The organism is Pseudoalteromonas sp. A757 (assembly GCF_004103285.1).
Taxonomy (GTDB): Bacteria; Pseudomonadota; Gammaproteobacteria; order Enterobacterales; family Alteromonadaceae; genus Pseudoalteromonas; species Pseudoalteromonas galatheae.
Genome location: NZ_QNQN01000060.1, coordinates 71,526 through 92,408 on the forward strand (window position 1 = coordinate 71,526; position 20,883 = coordinate 92,408).

The following is a 20,883-nucleotide window of genomic DNA, read 5'->3' on the forward strand; positions in this document are numbered from 1 at the left end:
CATGATGTTAGGAGTAGGCTTGTCTGCGATCGCGGGTACAGATATGCCGAAGCCTAAAGTCGATGGCGCAAGTAATCATATTAAAACGTTAGTGTTGGGCTCAGGTTGTTTCTGGGGTCCTGAAAAGCGCTATGAAAAAATGACGGGCGTGATAGATGCTGAGTCGGGCTATGCGGACGGTAAAGGGTTTAAGCCAAGTTATAGAGAAATCATTAAACCGAGTCGACGTTTCGATGAAGATAACTATGCAGAGGTGGTTAAGGTAACTTACAATGCAAATCTTATCACCACCGATGCGCTGCTAAAATACTACTTTGAAAGTCATGATCCAACCCAAAAAAACCGTCAAGGTAACGATGTTGGAACGCAGTATCGCTCGATCATTCTCTATACTGACGATCAGCAAAGTGACAAAGCTCACTTATTAAAAGCGCAGTATCAACATTTATTATCTGAGCAAGGTTATGGCGATATTCAAACCACAATTAAGGCACTTAGAAAATTTTATCCAGCGGAAGAGTATCATCAAAACTATTTAGCCAAGAATCCTAATGGATATTGCCCAGATCACAGCACGGGAGTGACTTTTGATAAGGTGGTGAAAGATAAAACTGATAACACTGCGCTAGTCCAAGGTAAGCATATTGTTATTGTAGACGCTAAGAGCTATTGCCCTTACTGCGAAAAGTTAAAAAAAGAGGTGTTAAATGACTATCAAGGTGATATTCCACTTCATTTTCGCTATGCAGATCAACTCGAAGGACTAATGATAAAAACCGCGACTTGGGCAACGCCAACGATCTTATTTATTGAAGATGGTGTTGAGTCCCTTGGCTTTCAAGGCTTTATGGTGAGAGAAGAGTTTTACAAGGCACTCGGTGCTTTTAAGCTGGGCCGCTCGGAAGCCTTTGACATTGCCTTTCAAAAAGGCACAGAACGACCATTTTGCAAGCAATACGATATCTTTAAAAACACACCAGATGGTGTATTTATTGATAAATTGAGTGGTAAAGCTCTTTTCGATACCCGAGATAGGTTTAACTCAGGCACTGGGTGGCTGTCGTTTACCCACCCAGTAAAAGGCAGCGTGACCTATCACAAAGATTTAAGCCATGGAATGGTAAGAACCGAAATACGCTCAAAAAGCAGTGGTATTCATTTAGGTCATGTATTTAAAAATGAAGGGCCAAAAGGTCAAGACCGCTATTGTATCAATGCCCAAGTACTTGAGTTTAAAGCGAGAGAGGCGCTTTAGGTATTACGCCTAAAGCTGCCTTTATTTCAACACTGGGATTCAACAACAGTTAATTAACCCGAGATCGGTTTAAGCCATCTGTTCATCAACAGAAATTGATGGCTTTTTTTCTTTATGGCTGTATGCAATCAGCGCACCTAAGACTGTTAATATCATCCCATACAAGCTTCTATGTCTTTAATGCTCTAACTGACAAATATTCTTTAGCTGGCCATTCACGGTTTCAATAATAAAGCGCTTTGATAGCATCATAACCTTGCGCCACGCAGAAATAGCTCTGGTCTTCATATTACTGCGCACATTGATGACCAGTTTGAGTCCCCCTTCCGATAGTGACTGCTTTAACTTACTACTGGTATACCATTGTCTCCATATAAAGCGTCGGTTAGATTTTGAATAAGTTCTTCGACAGGCGCTATATCATGCTTATTTGCAGGTGTCACTTTGACGGCAATTATTTTACCTTTATGATTGATAACTATGTGTAGTTTGAATCCAAAATACCATCCCATCGTTCCTCGACTCCGCTCAGCCATACCTGCAAACGTTTTGTGTCTTGGTATTCTCGAATTATGACAAACTTTGATACTCGTTGAGTCAATGAAGCAAATATCATTATCTGTTGATTTTAGGGTTTTTAAAAAACTTGAAAGGGGAGTAACCGCACGAGGTAGCCTTTATAAAAGTTTTTAAAATCGCGCTGATTTGACATATAAAATAGAGTGATGATAGTCATTATTTCAGCAATACTCATCTGGTATGCACTTTCTCTTTTTATTTGACCTTGCTTTTAAATTCTTATCCCGAGCTGGAGTTATTTACTTATCCATTTAGCTAGATGCACTTAGTATGCTGGTATTCAAAACAGCGAATGCAAACACATAAACAGGTTAAGGTTTAAACTCCAGAATATCGCCCGGTTGGCAGTCCAAATAATTGCAAATTTGGGCTAGTGTTTCAAACCTAACGCCTTTGACTTTACCGCGCTTTAACAGCGATAAGTTCGCTTCTGTGATGCCGATTTCTTTTGCCAGCTCTTTGGATGAGACCTTTCTCATGGCCATGACTACATCTAAGTTCACAACAATTTCCATCGCTAAATAAACTCCTTGTTTTCATCACTGATCTCTTGCGCTGCGCGCAGCAGATAAGCAACGGTCGCTAAGATACTAAGCGTAACCAACTCACCAAATTGTAATGACAGGACAAGGGTTGTGTGCTCAAAGTAAGCATCATGCCAGTATGCAAAGATAACGCTCAGTGCACTGACGAAAAATATCGACAACACTTCAGTAATGATGAAATAGATAAAGCAAGACAAACACTCTCGAGTAAAAAAGTGTCCTTGCTCAAAATACTTTAGCAATCGAGTAATGAAATGGACCCCCGCCAATGCAAGGAACAATATTGGAGTCGTAGCTAGAAACAGACCAACATTATTAACCTTATCAGACTGCCATAACTCATCAAACAGAGCATTGTCATAGTAACCGACACGATGATTGAATACCAACTCGTAGGCCAGAAATATCAGTACTATCGCTGTAGTAGATAGTACTCCCACGCGGATAAATTTACTTCTTCTTTGAATCATATCCAAAGTGATAGACATGTCAGCTCCTCATTTCTCATGCACAGGGTGTACTATACCACACAGAAAAAAAACATCAAAAAACAACAATGAATTATCGTTTTACAATAATTAAAAATCATGTAATGATAATTACAGAAAAATGGAGTAGCTAATATGAAATACAATTTAATAAAAGTAAAAACGACAATTATCAGCTCACTTGTCCTTGCTGGGCTATCCCTAAGTGGTTGCCAAGTTGGTTCATTTACACAAAAAACCACACATACCGTTGCTCAAACGCAAACTCAGTTAATCGCGCTAAAAGATCTATTTAGTGAGCAAACAATGGAAAGTGTATCGCTATCACCTGATGGTGAATGGATTGCATTTCTTCAACCGCACAATGGTGCGAATAATATTCATCTAGTACGCAAAGGGGGGAATCTCTCTGATGCTAAACCAATCACCTACCTAACAGATTCTGTTGATAATTTCGTATGGTCTTATCACACGAATGAGATCATATTCAGCAAAGATCACGAGGGCAATGAAAACAAACAAATCTTCACGCTTCAGTTCAATCCTAATAATCTTAAAAATAGTATAAGAATTAAAAACCTAACGAACAAAGAAGATGTAAATTACATTCTTGCAAAGCAGCTCCACGATAATTCAAACAAGCTGGCTGTATTTGCAAACCTGCTACAAAGTGATACATACAGCCTGTACCAGCTAGACACAAAAACCCAAACTATGACACTGATCGATCCCAATGAGCTGAAATTTAGCAAGGCGATACTGAATCGCGCTGGAGAAATTATGGTGGGTGTCGTTTTAAACAATGATAGCTCTATGACTTTATACAAAAAAGAAGAGCAATCATGGCAACAGGTTTTGCGCACACAACCTGGTGAACAAGTTGAAGTTATTGGCTATAACGAGTCAAAGCACACCGCAGTACTGTCAGGCAGCATTCAAGGGCGAGATAAGCAAGAACTTATTGAGCTTGATCTCGGTACAAATATATTACACACGCTACATAGTGATCCGCTCAATAACTCAGACTTATATCATGTTATTTTACAAGATGATGGACAACCTCTTATCGCGGCATATTATGATTCGAGGCTAAGAAACTACCCGCTCACTGAAAGTGCAGCATCTATACTATCTCGTATTACTTCACATTTCGGAACAGACGCAGACATACATGTTGAACAAATAGAAGGTAAAACTGGACATTGGCATATCACCACAAAGTATGCCAATAAGCCAGACGAACAATTTGTATTTAACCCAAATACTGATCAGCTTATTGGCCTGCTAAATTCAGAACCTTCGTTTGACCCTGAGCTGCTAGGCACAAGACAGTCAATCAACTATACAGCAACAGATGGTACAAAAATCCAAGCATATTTAACATTGCCTAAATATGCTAACACCACACTTCCCACAATTGTATTGCCACATGGCGGCCCTTGGGTAAGAGATAAGTGGGAATTTAGCAGTGGTTACTTTGTTCCTATTGCACATTACTTTGCCAACAGAGGTTATGCCGTTCTACAACCTAATTTCAGAGGCTCAACAGGGTTTGGTAAACATTTTACTAGCGCAGGTAACAAACAATGGGGCATAGGTTCAATGCAGCAAGATATTACTGATGGCGTGCATTATCTTATTGCTCAAGGCATCACAGATAAAAATCGTGTTGGTATTATGGGAGCGTCGTATGGTGGTTTTGCTGCATTAGCGGGAGCGACGTTTACACCAGATTTATATAAAGCCGTTATTTCATATGTAGGGCCTTCTGATCTTAATGTATTTATGGCGTCATTCCCTGAGGCATATAGACCATATTTAGGTAACTTCTACGCTGCAATTGGTGATCCGGCAATTGAGGCTGATAGAAAGGACATGGCCGCACGCTCTCCCATCAACTTTATCGACAACATTAAAGCGCCAATTATGTTAATTCAAGGAGCAAATGATCCAAGAGTGCCACAGGAACAGTCTGAATTAATAGCCAAAGCATTATTCAATGCTCAACTTCCTGTTGAATACATCTTAGCGAAAAATGAAGGGCATGGTTTTATTCAACACAATAATAAACTAGCTTCCATCATCGCCATGGAACGCTTTTTCGCAATACATTTAGGTGGAACAAAGTCTGACAGCGATGATCCTGATTTAGCCAATCATCTAGCCACATTGACGGTAGATGTTAGCACCCTTTAAATACCGTGAACTCGGGATAATAACTTGTTTTCTTGTAGCTTTTATCCCTTACTACTGCGTCAAATTTGTTTGCAATAGGCCAGCTATTGACGCACAAATTTGTCTGGTATTAAAAAATAACTTTTGGCTAGCGTGATATTACATCTGTTGAGCTTAGGTATTTTAGTTGATTAACTCATATCTTACCCTGAGTTCAAGCTAGTTAGTAAAAATTATTGAATTTGTTAATTTACTTCGCTTATGAAAGTACACATTTTTACTTTCGTTTAATTGTGAAGTACTTTAGGCTCAGCCTAATATGTACATATTAGTCGACCTAAATTCAAAGGATTTTATGAAATACAGAAACGTGCTTGTTTGCTTGATATTGTTGGGTTCTGCTTTATTAAACGGCTGTACTTTACTCGGCATGAGTTTAGCGCTTTTTACTCCTGCGTCAGGAACAGTAAAAAGTCCTTCACTTATTGCAAATGGGGCCGAATATGATGCTGAGATTATTAAACGTATTAAGGGAGTCCAAAGTACAGCTCGGTGTGCTGATTTGTACGGCGAAGAGAAAGCGATGTGCAAACGCCGAGCCGCAGCAATTGCTCGGAGTATCGAAAAACACCAATCAAAAAACTAAATGCGTTGGCTTCTGCCCTCCAACTTTAGTCACTGTTGATGTCGTAATAATTAATATTTTGATTTTTATAGATATTTAATTGGTGTTCGTCAACGCTTATAGTCAAAATATGCAAGGGGAATTTCCACGCGCTGTACATATCCTACGTTTAATTTGCTTGTGATTGCTGTTAAATCATCCGTTTCTTTATTGGGAACGGAGAGGAATGTTATGCTATGGTATAACTTTCATACACGACGAAGGATTTAGTCGTGATGACCTTGGTGCTATTCACTGCAATTTGTGAAGAAACAGTGAAGTGAATGCGTCTTGCAGAATGCCGGTACCGTTGAGTCATTTATTAGAAGAGCAAAGAGCGTCAATCCATTTGCATCTCATGGAGCCGGCTAATGACATTATCGGTTATTTTAAATTTGATATTGCATACTTGAACACATATCCGGTTTGTCCAAAAAACGGTTTGAACTTAAGGACATTTGTAATAGATAGGCATTGACAAGGTCTGGAGGATATTAGCTGTAAGCACATTAGTCCCGTTTACAGTGGGCTGGTTTTCCTAGATTTGAGTCAATGTATTTAACCGTAACTAGGGCTTGTTGATCTTTCAAGTTTGTTTTTGCAGCAGTTTGATTAGTATTCATACAAGGCAGAGCCTACGTAGCATAGTTATTCTATGTAAGTTAGGCGATAAAGACTTTGTGCTCCTGCAAAGTCACCTTACCCCACATCCTTGTGGGGCAACACAGTAGAAATGCCAATCAAGCGCTGCCCTTTGGGTTCCCATGAGTGCGCTTTGTTCATTGTTGCTCAACTTTTGCTTAGATTACTAGGCGGCAAGTCGAGCGTCGCGATCAAAACACACTCAGGAGAACAAAAATCAAACAGCAAAGGTCAACAGGCCCTAGTAGAAGCCCTTCAGTAATTGCTCGTTACCTAACAGGTGGATTTGAAGACAAAAATGAAAAATACTTCGATGGTCCAGTTGGCCTTCAACATATTAAGAGGGCCAGTTTAATCTAGAGCTGGGCCAACAGAAAACTGGTAATAAAATTAACAAATAAAAGGAAAGTGAAGTTTTGAGAGTGATTATTAGCGTTTTGCTGAGTATGTTGCTGAGTGTATCGGCCTACTCAAAAAATCTTGTATTACCCAGCGAGATAAGAGATGAAGGAGAGATCCAACGAGTTGCAATAACAGAACTCGCGAAATCGAGCTTAGCTGCATATGTTGCGTCTACACCGAAAGTCAATTTAAATACTTTACTCAATTTGCAGTTAGCTGCACAGCAATACGAAGACGCAAGTAGCATACTTAAGCAGATTAAAAAGAAAAATATCGATGATAGTCAAATAGAAGAACTTCCTCTTAGGATTGTTGCACAGGCAAAGCTCCTTAGTCATCAATCTAACCTTACCGAGGAGCAGGCCTTTTCTGCTTCATTTAGAGATATTTTTGCTGAACTAGACAATGTCGACGCTAGTAAAGTTATCAATTATTTTCATAATGACAGGTTTACACCACATGAAGCGCTAAGAAGTGTATTAAATACACACGCAGGGCAGAGCAGCATTTCACTCTCGGATGCGATCATCTTGATCAAGCACTATCAAGAATCCAAAGGCGCTGAACTTTGGCAACCTATCATCTCTAGCTTAATTTCTGAAGATGATAGCAAACGCTATATTATTGACGACAAGGTTTTAATAAAGACACCTGACGGGGCGCATATTTCCGCAATCTTAGTTCGCTCTAAAACGGCTAAAAAAGCATTGCCAGCTTTGCTGAACTTCACTATTTACGTAAATAAAAATAAAGACCTTGGTAGAGCGAGAGCGTCAGCAGCGCACGGATACGTTGGCATGGTTGCTTACACCAGAGGTAAAGCCTACAGTCCACAAACTCCTGTACCTTATGAATACGACGGACAAGATGCTAACACCGTTATCGATTGGCTGAGTAAGCAGACTTGGGTTGATGGACGAGTAGGTATGTTTGGCGGCAGTTATGATGGCTTCACTCAATGGGCCGCTGCCAAATATACCCACCCTGCATTAAAAACCATTGTCCCTTATGTTGCTAACAATCCGGGGAATGGCTTACCTGTTGAAAACAACATATTTTTGCTGGTTAATTACGCTTGGGCTTTTTACACAACAAATAACAAAACACTAGATAAAGAGATTTATGCTGATCGTGAGCGTTGGGGATCTCTCAACGATAAGTGGTTTAAAAGTGGCAAAGCATATCGCCAAGTAGATAGCATCGATGGTTTGCCAAATAAGTGGTATCAAAAATGGTTGATGCATCCAAGTTATGATGAATATTGGCGAAACATGCTACCTTACAAAGGCGAGTTTTCTAAGATTAACATACCTGTTTTAACTATCACCGGATATTATGATGATGGGCAAAAATCAGCTATCAACTTCCTTAGAGATCACTATAAGTATAAACCTAATGCAGAGCACTATTTGTTAATTGGTCCTTATGATCACTTTGGTGCTCAGGCATCAAAAAAATCTGAGTCACTACGGGGATACAAAATAGATCCTGTGGCACAATTTGATACTGCTGAAGTGACCTATCAGTGGATGGATCATGTTTTTTATGGCGCTGACAAACCTGACTTAGTTAAAGATAAAATAAATTATCAAGTTATGGGCGCCAATAAGTGGAAACATGCACCATCTCTCTCGGCTCTAAGCACGGAAACTTTAACTTTATATCTTAGTAATCAGAAAGTTAACGATAAATATGAACTGGTCTCGGAAAAACCAGATGATAAAGTATTCTTAACTCAAGAAGTAAACTTTGCAGATAGAACGACAACCAATAATGATTACTATCCTTATCCAATTATCGGTAAAAAGCCTGATATTGCGAGTGGATATACTTTTATTAGTAAACCATTCAAAGAAAGTGTGGAGGTCTCTGGTAATTTTAGTGGCGAAATTAAAGCAAGTATCAATAAAAGGGATATGGATGTTGGCGTTGTGCTCTATGAGGTGATGCCTGATGGTCAGCTATTTCATTTATCCTATTATCTTGGTAGGGCTAGTTTTGCGAAAGATATTACCAACAGAGTCTTGCTAACTCCTGGGAAAGTTGAGTCTATTGCGTTTAACAGAACTCGGTTTATAAGTAAAAAGTTGCGCAAGGGCAGTCGGTTAATGGTCACGTTAAACGTGAATAAAAACCCTTATGCACAAATTAACTATGGGACAGGAAAGGATGTGAGTGATGAAAATATTAGTGACGCTAAAACACCATTAGAGGTGAAATGGTATATAAACAGCTTTATAAATGTACCTATTGTTCGTTGATATAAGCAGAGTAGTGCAACATTGAGTTGCACTACTTCTTTATCATCTAGTGCTTGAAGCACCTTTCTTCACCGAGACATATGATTGCGATGACAGGAACTGCGAGTAAGATGTAGACACCTTCTGCTGCGGCTTTAAGAGGTGTGGTTAACGCTTTGGAGGCTTTCTCAGAAAAACTCTTTTCAACATCAAAATTAATTGCGAGCGGATAACTAAATTTTTCGAAGTGCGTAAAGTCGAGTTCGCCATTGTCATACCTGTCACCAACCAGCTTTACAGAAACACGGCCAGATTTAAAACCATAAATTTTCGATTTAGCTCTTATTTCGCTTGGTGCTCTTGGACTTAATTTTATATCAACAGTGCCCTCCACGCCTCGCAATGAACTAATGTGAAAGTTACTTTTTTCAAGAGAGATGTATGCCTGAAACGGACCACCAAGTAATTTGGCCAATGTGGGATCTGTGCGCAGTATATAGTGATGATCTCTGCCTACAAAGATAATGTGTTTGCCATCTTCCGTTTTTAGAAAGGTTGAAATCTTATCTGTATAGTGGCTAGTTTTAGTAACTTCATGGTAGGTTGAACAACCACCTGAAAAGAATATCAATATAGCTGAGACGAGTGCTAATTTGAGTATGTTTATGCGTTTTGTCATTTTTCTTCCTTGACGTACTTTTTTATGATTGCCTTACCTTACCATCAATCAAGTAGTAGCAAACAATAAAAATTCAAAATTATAAAGCGAATAACATTGCTAAAGTCATAAAATAGGCGTATACATCGCGTCGAATTCTCGCTTTCTTTTTTAGGTGTATTTGTGGACTTTTTTTGGGTGTTGTTACTCATTAGCTTGAGTGCAGTTTTCGCGCTGTGTGAAATATCATTGGCAGCGGCACGCAAAGTTAAATTACAAACCTTATTTGATCTTGGTGACATAAGAGCCAAGAAAGTATTGTACTTGCAGGCCAATGCGCATCAATTTTTTGCGGCAGTGCAGGTGGTACTCAATGCCTTGGCTATTGTAGCGGGTATGATAGGTGAGTCGGTTTTTACCCCTTATATTTTGCAACTACTAAATTGGATTGCAAGCTTTATGGATGCAGAAGTTACAGCTTATGCCTCGATATTATTGCAAATATCCACAGTGGTGTCATTTTTACTGATCACATCGTTATTTGTATTGTTTGCTGATTTATTGCCAAAACGAATAGCCATGGTCATCCCTGAAACCATCGCGATGCGATTTATTCATCTTATGCTTGCCAGTGTTTGGGTTTTTAAACCGATTATCTGGCTTTTTAACGTGTTTGCCGATTGGATAATAAAGCTATTCAATTTACCAAATGAACGTGATGAACAGGTAACGCGTGATGATATTTATGCGGTGGTTGATCAAAGTGCTGAGCAGGGTGAACTATGCGAGCACGAATACAATATCATTGGCAATGTGCTTGATCTTAACCAGACTAATATTACCCAAGCGATGATCAACCGCGATGCAATCGTATGGTTAGACGTTCAAGAATCAGAAGAAAACCTGAGTGCGTTAATTCAAGTGCACAGTTTTCAACAATATTTACTGTGTGATGGCTCACTAGACAAAGTGATCGCTGCGCCTGAAGCCAAGCAGCTGCTTAGCAATATTTTGGCTAAAAAGCCGTTGCTGGATGGTCAACATCAAGAATTCCATAAGCCGGTAATTTTGCTTGATACCCTAAGCCTCTCCGATGCGTTGGATGGACTTAAGAGTCATGAAAGCAATTGCGCGGTGGTGATCAATGAGTTTTCGACTGTGGTTGGGATGGTAACGTTATCCAGCATCTTGAATTTAATTGCACTGAAAGACGACCAGGCAATAGAGGCCCAATTTCGGCAAAAGGATAACACCCGATGGTTAGTGCAGGGCGATATGTCGATTAAGGACTTTCAAACTTCGGTGGTTGAGTACGAGTTTGAACCGATTGAAGCCATAGAAACTTTAGCTGGCTTTGTGATCCACAGATTAAAGCATTTTCCTGCTGAAGGCGAGTCGTTAGAAGTTGACGGTTTTAAGTTTAAAGTAATGGAAATTCAAGGTTTGGCCATTAAACAAATTGAAGTTACCAAAGAGCCAACCTTGTGATGATTCTAATTGATTGTTTCATATATGGAAATTATAGTGGATGAAATTTAATCGTTAATGAAACTTTAATTATTATATTCTTGACCTATAGCTTTTTCAGAATAGAATAGCGGCGAACGTAAGGCCTTAGGTTAGGCTTTGCGGCTTCACTTAATACTTAAGGATGAATAAAATGAAAAAGCTAATCACCGCACTTGTTGCATTCACCGCATTGTCTGTATCTGCTCAAGAAGTAGAAGAGGCGAAAGCACTCGTTACTCAACAAAACATTAAAATTGTTGCTATTGGCCAAAGCGGCTGGGATCCAATTTGGAGAGAGCCTACCTGTAGCATCCAAAAAACGGATGAGGATGCTGTTGGTAATGCTTACATGATCAGTCATTACGACATGTGTTTATGCCAAAACAGTAAAAAAGCGAGCTATCTGATTGAAGATACACAAAGCAACCCTAAGCAAGCAGCGGTTATTTGTTACCTAGAGCAGTAAGCTAGTCAACAGCAGCAGAGCAAAGTACCTGCACTTTACTCTGCTTTTATCACAGGTGCTTCCTTGAAGTTCAAATTAGCTAAATTAACTGACTTTTTGCTTTGGCGTGCTAAATAACCTGAGCTGCGGATAATTAATGCCTTTCTAGCAGCCAGTTTTAGCGCTAACTGCGTTGAATTCACTTCCAATAGCCAGCTATTGGTGCGTAAATTCGCCTTGCCTACAGGATGTAGGTACCTTAGCGAGAGCAGGACGCGGAAGCGGTGTTTTCCCTAAAACTCTCTGGCTAGACAAGGAAAAACTAAGTTGTGCTTTAGCAACAATGAGTTGGAACACTCCTTATCCAAACCTCAGGTTAAATAACTTACCTAACTTCCAATCGAACTTTACAGCGCTGACGGCCGTTAAGATTAAAACAATCCCAAGCGTTTGTAGCATCGAAATCGTGTGCTCGAATGCAATAAAATCTACAAACAGCGCCACGACCGGATAGATAAAAGAAAGAATAGCAATTAATGTGGTGCTTAAGCGTTGAAACGCATCATACATGATCACATACATAAACCCTGTGTTGACGACGCCTAAGAATAAGATATTGCCCCAGCTCGATGAAGTCTCTGGGAAGTGTGCAAAGTCGACCCAAGGCAACAAAAATAAACCGCCAAAAAAGATTTGGACCACAGCAACTACACCGGATGGCACTTGACTCACCTTTTTCGTCATCAGCGTTGTGATGGTATATAGAAATGCAGCTCCGAGTGCCAGTAGCAGACCAAAAACGGCTTGATTGCTCTCTTGTGCAAAAATCACCGCGACTATTTCTTGATACGGGATCCCCACAACCAACCATAACCCCACCACGGCGATGGCCAACCATAAAAGGATTGCTTTACTTGGGTACTGACGATAAAGCACCGCGCTTAATAATACCAACATCAAAGGTTGTAGATGATATGCGATGATTGAAATTGAAAAAGGAATATAGTCAAACGAGGCGAATAACAGCACCCAGTTTCCGACCAGCGCAATACCGCCGAGCAAGATGGTCATAAACACGGGACCTTTAAACACCTCTTTTGTTAGTTGCTTTGTTACGAGCACGTATCCAAGAAGGCACAACGCGCCAATAACACAACGTAAAAATACCACATTCCAATAGGATTGTTGTGCACTGACGACAAAGTATCCTATGGTGCCAGATAGCACCATAGCTATTATCATCTCTATTGAACCTTTCTCTTTATCTGAGCCAAACATTGTTCACACCTTGTCATATTCAATTCTATACTTGCATATTACTTAGGGTTTGCCGTATTACTAATATGCAATAAAAGGCTAATTTTTCTAATTTCCTAAAAATGAAAGGCAAAAATGCGAAAATTAATTAATAACGAAAAATGGTCGCTTGATGCGATAGATAGCAAGCTTATAGCGCTGTTAGAAAACAACAGCCGAGTGTCTGTTGCTGAAATGGCTCGTGCTGTGAATATGTCTTCACCGAGTGTGAATGAGCGCATGAAACGTATGGAAGAGTATGGGGTAATTAGTAAATACAGTATTGAATTAGACCCAGAAAGCTTTGATTACCCGCTGGCTGCCATTGTGCGTATTCGTCAGCATCCCGGTAAACTAAAACAACTCGAAGCGATGATCCAAAACATTCCTGAAGTGATTGAATGTGACAAAGTGACGGGAGAGGATTGTTTTTACGTGAGGCTGTGTTTTGAGAGTATGCCTAAGCTAGACGAAATTTTGGATAAGGTCTCCACGCTGGGTGATACCCACACATCGGTGGTGAAATCAACAATAGTCAAACGTAGAAACGTGCCATATCAGATCCGCAAAAGGTAATCGCTAAGTATGGCGAACAGTAAAGTTTTGACGGGATCAGCAATACGCACCTAAACGTCAACAAATTTATAGTTTGTCACACTTTTTATAGCAATCCTGCCATCAATCTGGTTTTGAGTATGTTAATATCCGTGCAGCAGTTTTTTACGAGATAGATTATGTTTCAACCAGTTAGCCTCTTTGTTGGGTTAAGATATAGCCGTGCTGCGAAAGGCAATGCATTTATATCGTTTATCTCATTTTTCTCAATTGCGGGTATCGCCCTTGGCTTAATGAGTTTGATCACCGTCAGCTCAGTGATGAATGGCTTTGAGCAAACCTTAAAAGCCGCCATGCTTGATTTGATCCCGCATGTGCAAATTAAGGAAAATGAGCAACTTGATCAAAATAAATTACAAGCCATTGAAAATCATCCATTGGTTAAGCAAGTTTCGCCATATGTTGCAAGTGACGTAATTCTACAAACCAACCAAGATTTGGTGGGCGTGCAACTTCAAGGGCTATTTCAAGGGTATGAAACGGCGTTAGATGATGCCGTACGTGCTGGTAGCTTAACTCGATTGTATGAGCAAAAATACCAAGTGGCGCTGAGTCGCTATTTAGCCAACAAACTTGGCGTAAGCGTTGGTCAACATCTCCGCGTGATCATGCCTGAATTCACCACCTACACACCGCTTGGCCGTACGCCGACGCAGCGCTTATTCACCGTAGCTGCGATATATGATGGCCAAAGCGAAGCTGACACTTATTTGGCATTTGCCGATGGGAAAAGCTTGCAGCGGTTAATGCGCAAGAAGCCAGAGCAATACGACCTTAACATTCATTTATATGATGCTTTTAGCCTACCAGATTTTTATCAGCAAGCGGACAGCTTGTTGCAGGGGCTAGAGACACAGGATTGGCAAACTCAGCAAGGCACATTGTTTGCGGCGGTCGCTATGGAAAAGCGTATTATGTCGCTATTACTTGGCCTTATTGTGATAGTGGCTGTATTTAATATCATTTCAGCGCTATCTATGATGGTGAGTGAGAAGCAAGGGGAAGTAGCTATTTTGCAAACGCTTGGTTTTACACCCCAAATGATAGCAAAAGTGTTTATGGCGCAAGGGATGTATAACGGCGTTTTTGGCACACTCATTGGTGTTGTTGGTGGATTATTGCTTTCGAACAATATTAATGAGGTACTACACCTCGCAGGCCTTCAGTTGCTTGGTGGCGCTGAACTTCCGGTCAAAATAGAACTAACAGATTTAACGATTATGGCAGTGGGCAGCATATTGCTAAGCTTTTTAGCAACCTTGTATCCAGCTAAACGCGCGTCGAGTGTGCTGCCAGCAGAGGTATTAAGATATGAGTGATTTAGTCATTGACTGCCAAGATTTGGTCAAAAGCTACCAAGATGGTAAAGCCGAGGTAACGGTATTAAAAGGCGTTGATTTATCTGTAACCCAAGGGGAGATGCTTGCGATTGTGGGTAGCTCAGGCTCAGGTAAAAGTACTTTACTGCATATTCTAGGCACCTTGGATAAAGCGTCCACCGGCAGTGTAAAAATCAAAGGTGTGGAAGTTGGCAAGCTGTCACGTAAAAAGCAGGCGGAATTTAGAAATAAGCATTTGGGTTTTATCTATCAGTTTCATCATTTGTTGATGGAGTTTAGTGCGGTTGAAAACGTGGCGATGCCATTATTAATTGCCGGTAATAAAGCAAAGCAAGCCCGCGAAAAAGCATTACACATGCTCGATAAAGTGGGCTTGAGTCACCGTGCTGATCATAAGCCTTCAGAGCTTTCTGGGGGGGAGAGACAGCGTGTTGCGATAGCGAGAGCGTTAGTAACAGAACCTGATTTGGTGCTAGCTGATGAACCAACCGGCAATCTTGATAAGCATAATGCGCTAAGGATCTATGACCTCCTAGCTGAACTCAATCAGCAACTAAAAACCAGCTTTGTTGTTGTAACACACGACTTAGAGTTGGCAGATAAGCTTGGTCGTGCGGTGCAACTGGACGATGGCAAAGTAGGTGTGTATCAGCATGCTTAGTTATTTTTTAAGCAAACGCTTTAGAGAGTCTAAACGTCAGCTTGGTTTTATTGGTTTTTTAACCCGTGCTTCTACGCTTGGTGTAATGCTGGGTATGGCAGTATTGATAGTCGCACTTTCTGTGATTAATGGTTTTGAAGAACAATTAGAGCAGCGGCTGTTGTCGGTGGTGCCGCAAGTGAGTTATCAAGCACCTTACGACCCTATTCAAGCGTGGCAGCAAAAAGTAGAGATCTTGGAGAGTCAGCGTGGCGTCGTAAGTGCGACGGCCGAAATTAACTTAACAGCCATGCTGCAATACAAAGGCACCTTAAAAGCGGCGCAGTTAAAAGGGATTGCACCAAATAGGCATCGTACGGTGTCGAGCATAGGTGATTTTATAAAAGGCGCAGAATTAAAAGCACTAAAACCGGGTGAAGTGATCATCGGCAAAGGAATAGCTGACAAGCTTGGTGTCGTGGCTGGCGATAATATCCAACTCTTGATTGCTAACAAACATTCGGATAATCCACTCGCTGCGCCAAAGCGATTAACGGCGACGGTGGTGGGGCTTATCGATATGGGCGGGCCACTTGACCAAACATTAGCCTTAGTGCCACTTAACGCACTGCAAGAGGCGATGGATTTTAGAGAAGATCAAGTAACGGATTTGCGTGCCAAGGTGAGTGATGTGTTTCAGGCACAACAAATCGCGACATCAGCGGGTAGGGCATTACCTGATTTAGTGTACGTATCGTCTTGGTTTCGCACGCAAGGCGGACTGTATCAAGATATTCAGATGGTGCGCACTATCGTCTATCTCGTGGTATTTCTGATCATCGCTGTAGCGAGCTTTAATATCGTCTCTTCTATGGTGATGGAAGTAAAAGAAAAGCGGGCGGATATCGCTATTTTGAAAACCATGGGCGCACAGGACAGTACGATTTTTTCGACTTTTGCGCTACAAGGTGTGACGTATGCAGGGATTGGTGCATTGCTAGGCACTGGGATCGGCATTTTTATTGCTATTAATATTCCCGATATTTTTAAAGCTTGGATCAATATGAGTGATAGCAATCCGCTTGAAGGCGTCTACTTTATTGAATACTTACCGAGCAAAATAATTTGGACAGACATTTATATCAGTTTAGTCACGACTTTTGTTATGGCAGTCGTCGCAAGCTTATATCCCGCTTGGCAAGCCACCAAAACGGATCCTGCCAAGGTCCTGGGAAATGGGTAACACCTAAAACCGTAGGTCGGCCTTTAGGCCGACACCTATGGGCCGATACGCCCATTCATCATTGCATGGTCTTATCTCATTTTCCATGACACACGCACCGTAGGTCGGCCTTTAGGTCGACACTCTAAGACCGAAAACCCGCTAATTACAAACTTTGAGCGTAATGATAAAGGGCTTTTAAGATCTGCATATTGCGCTCATTACCTTCATTTTCTGCGACTAAATTTTCAAGCTCCAGCATAAAATCTTCGGCTGAAATTGAAGGGTTATCTTCATTATGCATCAACTTGTTTTGGCAATATTTACGCCATTTATCAAGCTCTGCAGGTGAGAGCGACTGCGGCCAATTTCTTGCCCGATAGCGAAACAGCAACGTGTTAAATTTACTGTCTTCAAAATCCAGTTCAATGGTTGCCAACTCTTCGGGCGATGCATTGCGAATGATTGCAAATTTGGCTTTATCGGCTTTGCTAGTGAAACCATCGTAGAGTTGATAATCCGGATTACTTGGTTTCTCGAATCCCTTTTCATCGCTAAAGACTTCTGCAACCTTATCTCTTAGCTCTGGATGTGCTTTAAGGTACTTTAAGTTTTCCAGGCATTGCTCGCGGTCAATTCCAAGCCTTGCTGCGTTTTCGGGCAAGAGGGTCTTAGCTGGCGCAACCAACGGGCATTTATTGATATGTACTAGTTTTAATCCAACTGGTAGCTCATCTTCACCCAATTCACTGCGTTTTGTATAAAGCCTTTGTTTGAGCGACTCAACGTCAAGGTCATTCAATACCTCCGGCGACTGTGTTAAATCAAAGCAGATCACAGCATTACTATTGATTGGGTGAAAGCTCATCGGTGCGATCCAAGTGGTGCAACCTTGTTGTGCTGGAAACATAGAAGAAACGTGTACTAAAGGCTGCATATTGAAAACGTCGATTAGGCTCGACACCGCTTTTTTATGTCTGTGATTAAAGTAGAACTCATACAGTTTTGGCTGTTTGGTTTTAATCAGTTTAGCCAGCGCAATCGTTGCGGTAACGTCACTCAAGGCATCGTGGGCTGCACCGTGCTCAATGCCATTGGCGACAGTTAAGTGTTCGAGTTTAAAACTCGGATTGCCATCTTCTCTGGTTGGCCATTCAATGCCTTCGGGGCGAAGCGCATAACAGGCTCTTACCAGATCTATGATGTCCCAGCGGCTATTACCATTTTGCCATTCACGCTCATAGGGGTCATAAAAGTTACGATAAAGGCTATAACGGGTTAGCTCATCATCAAATCGAATACTGTTATATCCAGCAACGCAGGTTTGTGGTTTGGCAAATTCCGCGTGGATCTTTGCCATAAACTCGGCCTCGGTCAGGCCTTTTTTTAGTGCTAACTGTGGTGTGATCCCTGTAACCAAACACGCCTGAGGATGCGGGAGATAGTCAGGCGCTGGTTGACAATACTCAATCAGTGGCTCACCAATAATATTGAGATCCAGATCCGTTCTGATCCCAGCAAACTGGCTTGGCCTGTCTTTTTGCGGCGTCGCACCCCAGCTCTCGTAGTCGTGCCAGAAAATAGTTGGGATGTTCTGGGCATTATTTGGTGTATCTGATTGGTTTGCATTTGTCATAAAATCAAAAAGTTATTCTACTGTTTTTGTTTGTTTTGGTTAATCATATTTGTCGTGATGGTATGACTACTGTGTAAGTTAATGTGTATATCAGTTCACACAAGTGTGTATACCGTGATAACTAAGCTGTTTGCCGCGATGCGGATACATATGATTAACGATAGACAGGCATTATCGCATAGAGGCGCGCTTAGAGTAAGGCATAACCATAGTGGATTGCCTTATTAAAACGGATCAGAGCGGTAATTGGGAAAGCTGCGTCACTTATTGACAATCAAACTGCCCAATTATCTGTTGCTCAATTACTAAATCGCGATTAAAAGCGCTTTCTTTGAAAGTTTTTCCACATAACAACCGTTATGACTACCAATAGGGTTGAGACAACAATCAAAACATTAAAATTAAGTGTGTGGTTTTCGCGGGGCGTGACTAGCAAACTTGCAATAGTGCCGCCAGAGGCTATCGCAAAGTGCTGTATCGCATTTTGCAGACTGATAAAGGTACTGCGCTCTTCTGCGTGAAGTGAGGTTATAAGTTCTGTCACTAAGATCATAGAGCGGGTAGCGCTTGCAATCACAAACAGGGTAAAAAGTCCGGCTGCAAAAATAACTGAGCTTATCGTAAAGCCAAACAAGGTCGCCAATATCATCAAGCCACTAAGAAAGTAAATTAAGTATGAGGTTGTGTGATTGTTTAGCTTTTGTCGAGCGTATAGCTGAACTGCAACAAACGAACAGACACCACTTAACAAATAGCATGCACTTAGCATCGAGCTTGAGATGCTTAAGTTGGTAATTAGCATCACCGGAAATTGAGTTGAAATTGCAAATGTACTTAACACCACAAAAAATGCGATGAACAGAGCGTATTTAAGGGTTTTGGTCGGGTTAAATGTGTTGCTTGGCATTGGGTTGCTAGCGCTGCTTTTCGAAGCTTGCTTTATGTTTGAGAGGAATATAAATGTAAATAATAGCGCTGTAATGGCTAAGCCACTTCCTAGTATCATAAACCCCAACTGCCAGCCTTGATTTGCAGTGATAAATAATAGAGCAGGGATCCCAATTGACAAGGCGAGTGGAAAAGCACTCAGCAGTATCGCGGTGTCTTTTTTCTTGTCGTTTTCATGGCTTAGCTGGATCACCAAGTTGAGATTGAGTACTACCAATGCGCCGCCACAGATGCCAGTCAATGCACGTACGAAAAGCAAGATATAAAAACTCTCGAGTGCTGAAGTAAGCAAGGTTAACAATGTGGTTGCCGACAGAAAAATGAAGACCTTGTATTTCTCCTTTGAAAGGTTGCCGGTACCACGCACCCATAAACAAGTGAAAGCAGCGGCAATTGCATAAGCTGAAACGAGTAGTCCTGAATTTGATGGGTTGGTACCTGAACTTAGCGCCATTTCTGCACTAAAGGGCACGATGATTAATGCATCTAATGCGATTAAAAAGTGGATGACAAAACATAACCCAAATTTAGCTTTTGGGCTTGCTAAGGTGGTTATTGAAGCTGAAAACATAGACATCCTTAATTGATATAAACAAAGAAGTCTTGATTGTATTAGCCTTAATTAGGTAATAAAGTGTCAGTTATTGAATTGATAAACCCATATTCTGGGCTAACGAAATGATTGATCAGATTGACCCTCGGTGGCTTAACAGTTTCCACTGTGTTTATGAATGCTTAAGCTTCAAACAAGCGGCGGAGTTTTTGGATATCCCGACCTCCAACGTAAGTCGTCATATTGCACTACTTGAAGAAAAGCTTGATGCAAGATTGTTGGAACGAACGACAAGGCGGATCTCAGTAACAGAGGCGGGTGAACAGCTTTATGTGAGTACCAAGCCGTTAATCGATTCGCTATTGGATGCGTTGCAAGAGGTCAATAAACATGCCTCTACGCCAATGGGTCATTTGCGTATCTTAATGCCAGACATCCCCATACTTGGTCAAGCAGTGGTAACCTTTTGCGCTGCGCATCCATTAATATCAATAAGTTGTGATACCAGTCTGAGTCCAAGAGAAAACCTCTTAGATGGCTTTGATGTCGTGCTCTACTTTCATCGTGGCAAGCTTGAGGATAGCAATTGGGTGGTTAAAGAGCTGGCTCGATTACCAAGTGTCGTGGTGGCATCTCCCAGCTTGCTAGAAAAGCATACTTCGCCGTATAGATTAGCAGATTTACAATCTCTCCCTTGTATTTCAACCCTTACCGCCGTAAACGGTACTCCTTGGATATTTACCACTAAGGAAGGAAGATTGACGACAGTGAATGTTAAATCGAACTTCAGGGTAAACAGTGGGTTTATGGCCAAGTCTGCCGCCCTATCTGGAGTTGGATTTGCCATCTTACCACTGAACTCCTGTAAAGCAGAAATCAAGTCAGGCGAGTTAGTACCACTTAAGCTAGAGCAGCAACCAGAAGACCTTGTGCTTTATGCGTTTTATGCTGGCCGTAAGCATCTGGCTAAAAAAATATCAGCGTTTTTGGCACATTTAGAACATGCGCTACAATGACTATCGTTTAATTTC

The 20,883-nt window shown here is 41.2% G+C and carries 20 protein-coding genes; 11 read left to right on the forward strand and 9 right to left on the reverse strand.

Annotated features, from left to right (window positions below):
• Window position 1 precedes the first annotated feature (1 nt).
• Window positions 2-1,255, forward strand: coding sequence for a peptide-methionine (S)-S-oxide reductase MsrA (gene msrA / locus DRB05_RS05490; RefSeq protein ID WP_128726064.1), 1,254 nt, complete (start codon window positions 2-4; stop codon window positions 1,253-1,255).
• Between the two features lie 177 nt (window positions 1,256-1,432).
• Here the strand turns inward: msrA and DRB05_RS22915 are convergent, their stop codons facing one another.
• The 4 genes from DRB05_RS22915 to DRB05_RS05505 all read right to left on the reverse strand — a co-directional run bounded on the left by DRB05_RS22915 (window position 1,433) and on the right by DRB05_RS05505 (window position 2,867).
• On the reverse strand, window positions 1,433-1,630 hold the full coding sequence (locus DRB05_RS22915; protein WP_345788999.1) for a transposase: 198 nt from the start codon (window positions 1,628-1,630) through the stop codon (window positions 1,433-1,435).
• On the reverse strand, window positions 1,597-1,866 hold the full coding sequence (locus DRB05_RS22920) for a transposase (protein WP_345789000.1): 270 nt from the start codon (window positions 1,864-1,866) through the stop codon (window positions 1,597-1,599). The genes DRB05_RS22915 and DRB05_RS22920 overlap by 34 nt, the downstream gene beginning before the upstream one ends.
• 279 nt (window positions 1,867-2,145) lie before the next feature.
• Window positions 2,146-2,349 carry a helix-turn-helix transcriptional regulator gene (locus tag DRB05_RS05500; RefSeq protein ID WP_128726032.1) on the reverse strand — a complete coding sequence of 68 codons (204 nt, stop codon included), beginning with the start codon at window positions 2,347-2,349 and terminating at the stop codon, window positions 2,146-2,148.
• 2 nt (window positions 2,350-2,351) lie between these two features.
• On the reverse strand, window positions 2,352-2,867 hold the full coding sequence (locus DRB05_RS05505) for a hypothetical protein (RefSeq protein ID WP_128726033.1): 516 nt from the start codon (window positions 2,865-2,867) through the stop codon (window positions 2,352-2,354).
• Between the two features lie 135 nt (window positions 2,868-3,002).
• Between DRB05_RS05505 and DRB05_RS05510 the strand changes: the two genes are divergently transcribed.
• The 3 genes from DRB05_RS05510 to DRB05_RS05520 all read left to right on the forward strand — a co-directional run bounded on the left by DRB05_RS05510 (window position 3,003) and on the right by DRB05_RS05520 (window position 9,011).
• The gene (locus tag DRB05_RS05510) at window positions 3,003-5,063 is read left to right on the forward strand and encodes an alpha/beta fold hydrolase (protein WP_128726034.1); all 2,061 of its coding nucleotides are present in this window, start codon (window positions 3,003-3,005) and stop codon (window positions 5,061-5,063) included.
• A 334-nt stretch (window positions 5,064-5,397) separates the two neighbouring features.
• Window positions 5,398-5,688 (forward strand): hypothetical protein, encoded by a 291-nt coding sequence (locus tag DRB05_RS05515; protein ID WP_128726035.1) that lies wholly within the window; start codon window positions 5,398-5,400, stop codon window positions 5,686-5,688.
• 1,082 nt (window positions 5,689-6,770) lie between these two features.
• Window positions 6,771-9,011 (forward strand): CocE/NonD family hydrolase, encoded by a 2,241-nt coding sequence (locus DRB05_RS05520; RefSeq protein WP_240036212.1) that lies wholly within the window; start codon window positions 6,771-6,773, stop codon window positions 9,009-9,011.
• Window positions 9,012-9,057: 46 nt separating this feature from the next.
• On the opposite strand, the gene DRB05_RS05525 is transcribed toward DRB05_RS05520, so the two are convergent.
• Window positions 9,058-9,669: a hypothetical protein gene (locus tag DRB05_RS05525; RefSeq protein WP_128726036.1), complete on the reverse strand. Its 612-nt coding sequence runs from the start codon at window positions 9,667-9,669 to the stop codon at window positions 9,058-9,060.
• Between the two features lie 162 nt (window positions 9,670-9,831).
• On the opposite strand from DRB05_RS05525, the gene DRB05_RS05530 reads away from it, so the two are divergent.
• Window positions 9,832-11,136, forward strand: coding sequence for a hemolysin family protein (locus DRB05_RS05530; RefSeq protein WP_128726037.1), 1,305 nt, complete (start codon window positions 9,832-9,834; stop codon window positions 11,134-11,136).
• Between the two features lie 172 nt (window positions 11,137-11,308).
• The gene (locus tag DRB05_RS05535) at window positions 11,309-11,623 is read left to right on the forward strand and encodes a hypothetical protein (RefSeq protein WP_010604891.1); all 315 of its coding nucleotides are present in this window, start codon (window positions 11,309-11,311) and stop codon (window positions 11,621-11,623) included.
• 35 nt (window positions 11,624-11,658) lie between these two features.
• Here DRB05_RS05535 and DRB05_RS22820 read toward each other — a convergent pair whose 3' ends face one another.
• Window positions 11,659-11,811, reverse strand: a complete 153-nt coding sequence (locus tag DRB05_RS22820) for a hypothetical protein (protein WP_205125720.1) — start codon at window positions 11,809-11,811, stop codon at window positions 11,659-11,661.
• A 151-nt stretch (window positions 11,812-11,962) separates the two neighbouring features.
• Entirely contained in the window at window positions 11,963-12,880 is a 918-nt protein-coding gene (locus DRB05_RS05540; protein ID WP_128726038.1) for a DMT family transporter, read from the reverse strand.
• A 114-nt stretch (window positions 12,881-12,994) separates the two neighbouring features.
• Here DRB05_RS05540 and DRB05_RS05545 point away from each other — a divergent pair, with 114 nt between their 5' ends.
• The 4 genes from DRB05_RS05545 (at window position 12,995) to DRB05_RS05560 (ending at window position 16,736) form a co-directional block, all read left to right on the forward strand.
• Window positions 12,995-13,474: an Lrp/AsnC family transcriptional regulator gene (locus DRB05_RS05545; protein WP_128726039.1), complete on the forward strand. Its 480-nt coding sequence runs from the start codon at window positions 12,995-12,997 to the stop codon at window positions 13,472-13,474.
• Window positions 13,475-13,632: 158 nt separating this feature from the next.
• Entirely contained in the window at window positions 13,633-14,832 is a 1,200-nt protein-coding gene (locus DRB05_RS05550; protein ID WP_128726040.1) for a lipoprotein-releasing ABC transporter permease subunit, read from the forward strand.
• Window positions 14,825-15,514 (forward strand): lipoprotein-releasing ABC transporter ATP-binding protein LolD, encoded by a 690-nt coding sequence (gene lolD, locus DRB05_RS05555; RefSeq protein WP_095728963.1) that lies wholly within the window; start codon window positions 14,825-14,827, stop codon window positions 15,512-15,514. The genes DRB05_RS05550 and lolD overlap by 8 nt, the downstream gene beginning before the upstream one ends.
• Entirely contained in the window at window positions 15,507-16,736 is a 1,230-nt protein-coding gene (locus DRB05_RS05560) for a lipoprotein-releasing ABC transporter permease subunit (RefSeq protein WP_128726041.1), read from the forward strand. Before lolD ends, DRB05_RS05560 begins: the two co-directional genes overlap by 8 nt.
• A 145-nt stretch (window positions 16,737-16,881) precedes the next feature.
• Here DRB05_RS05560 and sbcB read toward each other — a convergent pair whose 3' ends face one another.
• Together sbcB and DRB05_RS05570 are read right to left on the reverse strand one after the other, a co-directional pair.
• Window positions 16,882-18,351, reverse strand: coding sequence for an exodeoxyribonuclease I (gene sbcB, locus DRB05_RS05565; protein WP_128726042.1), 1,470 nt, complete (start codon window positions 18,349-18,351; stop codon window positions 16,882-16,884).
• Between the two features lie 316 nt (window positions 18,352-18,667).
• Window positions 18,668-19,870, reverse strand: coding sequence for an MFS transporter (locus DRB05_RS05570; RefSeq protein ID WP_128726043.1), 1,203 nt, complete (start codon window positions 19,868-19,870; stop codon window positions 18,668-18,670).
• A gap of 107 nt (window positions 19,871-19,977) precedes the next feature.
• Between DRB05_RS05570 and DRB05_RS05575 the strand changes: the two genes are divergently transcribed.
• Entirely contained in the window at window positions 19,978-20,868 is an 891-nt protein-coding gene (locus DRB05_RS05575) for a LysR family transcriptional regulator (RefSeq protein ID WP_128726044.1), read from the forward strand.
• Window positions 20,869-20,883: the final 15 nt, after the last annotated feature.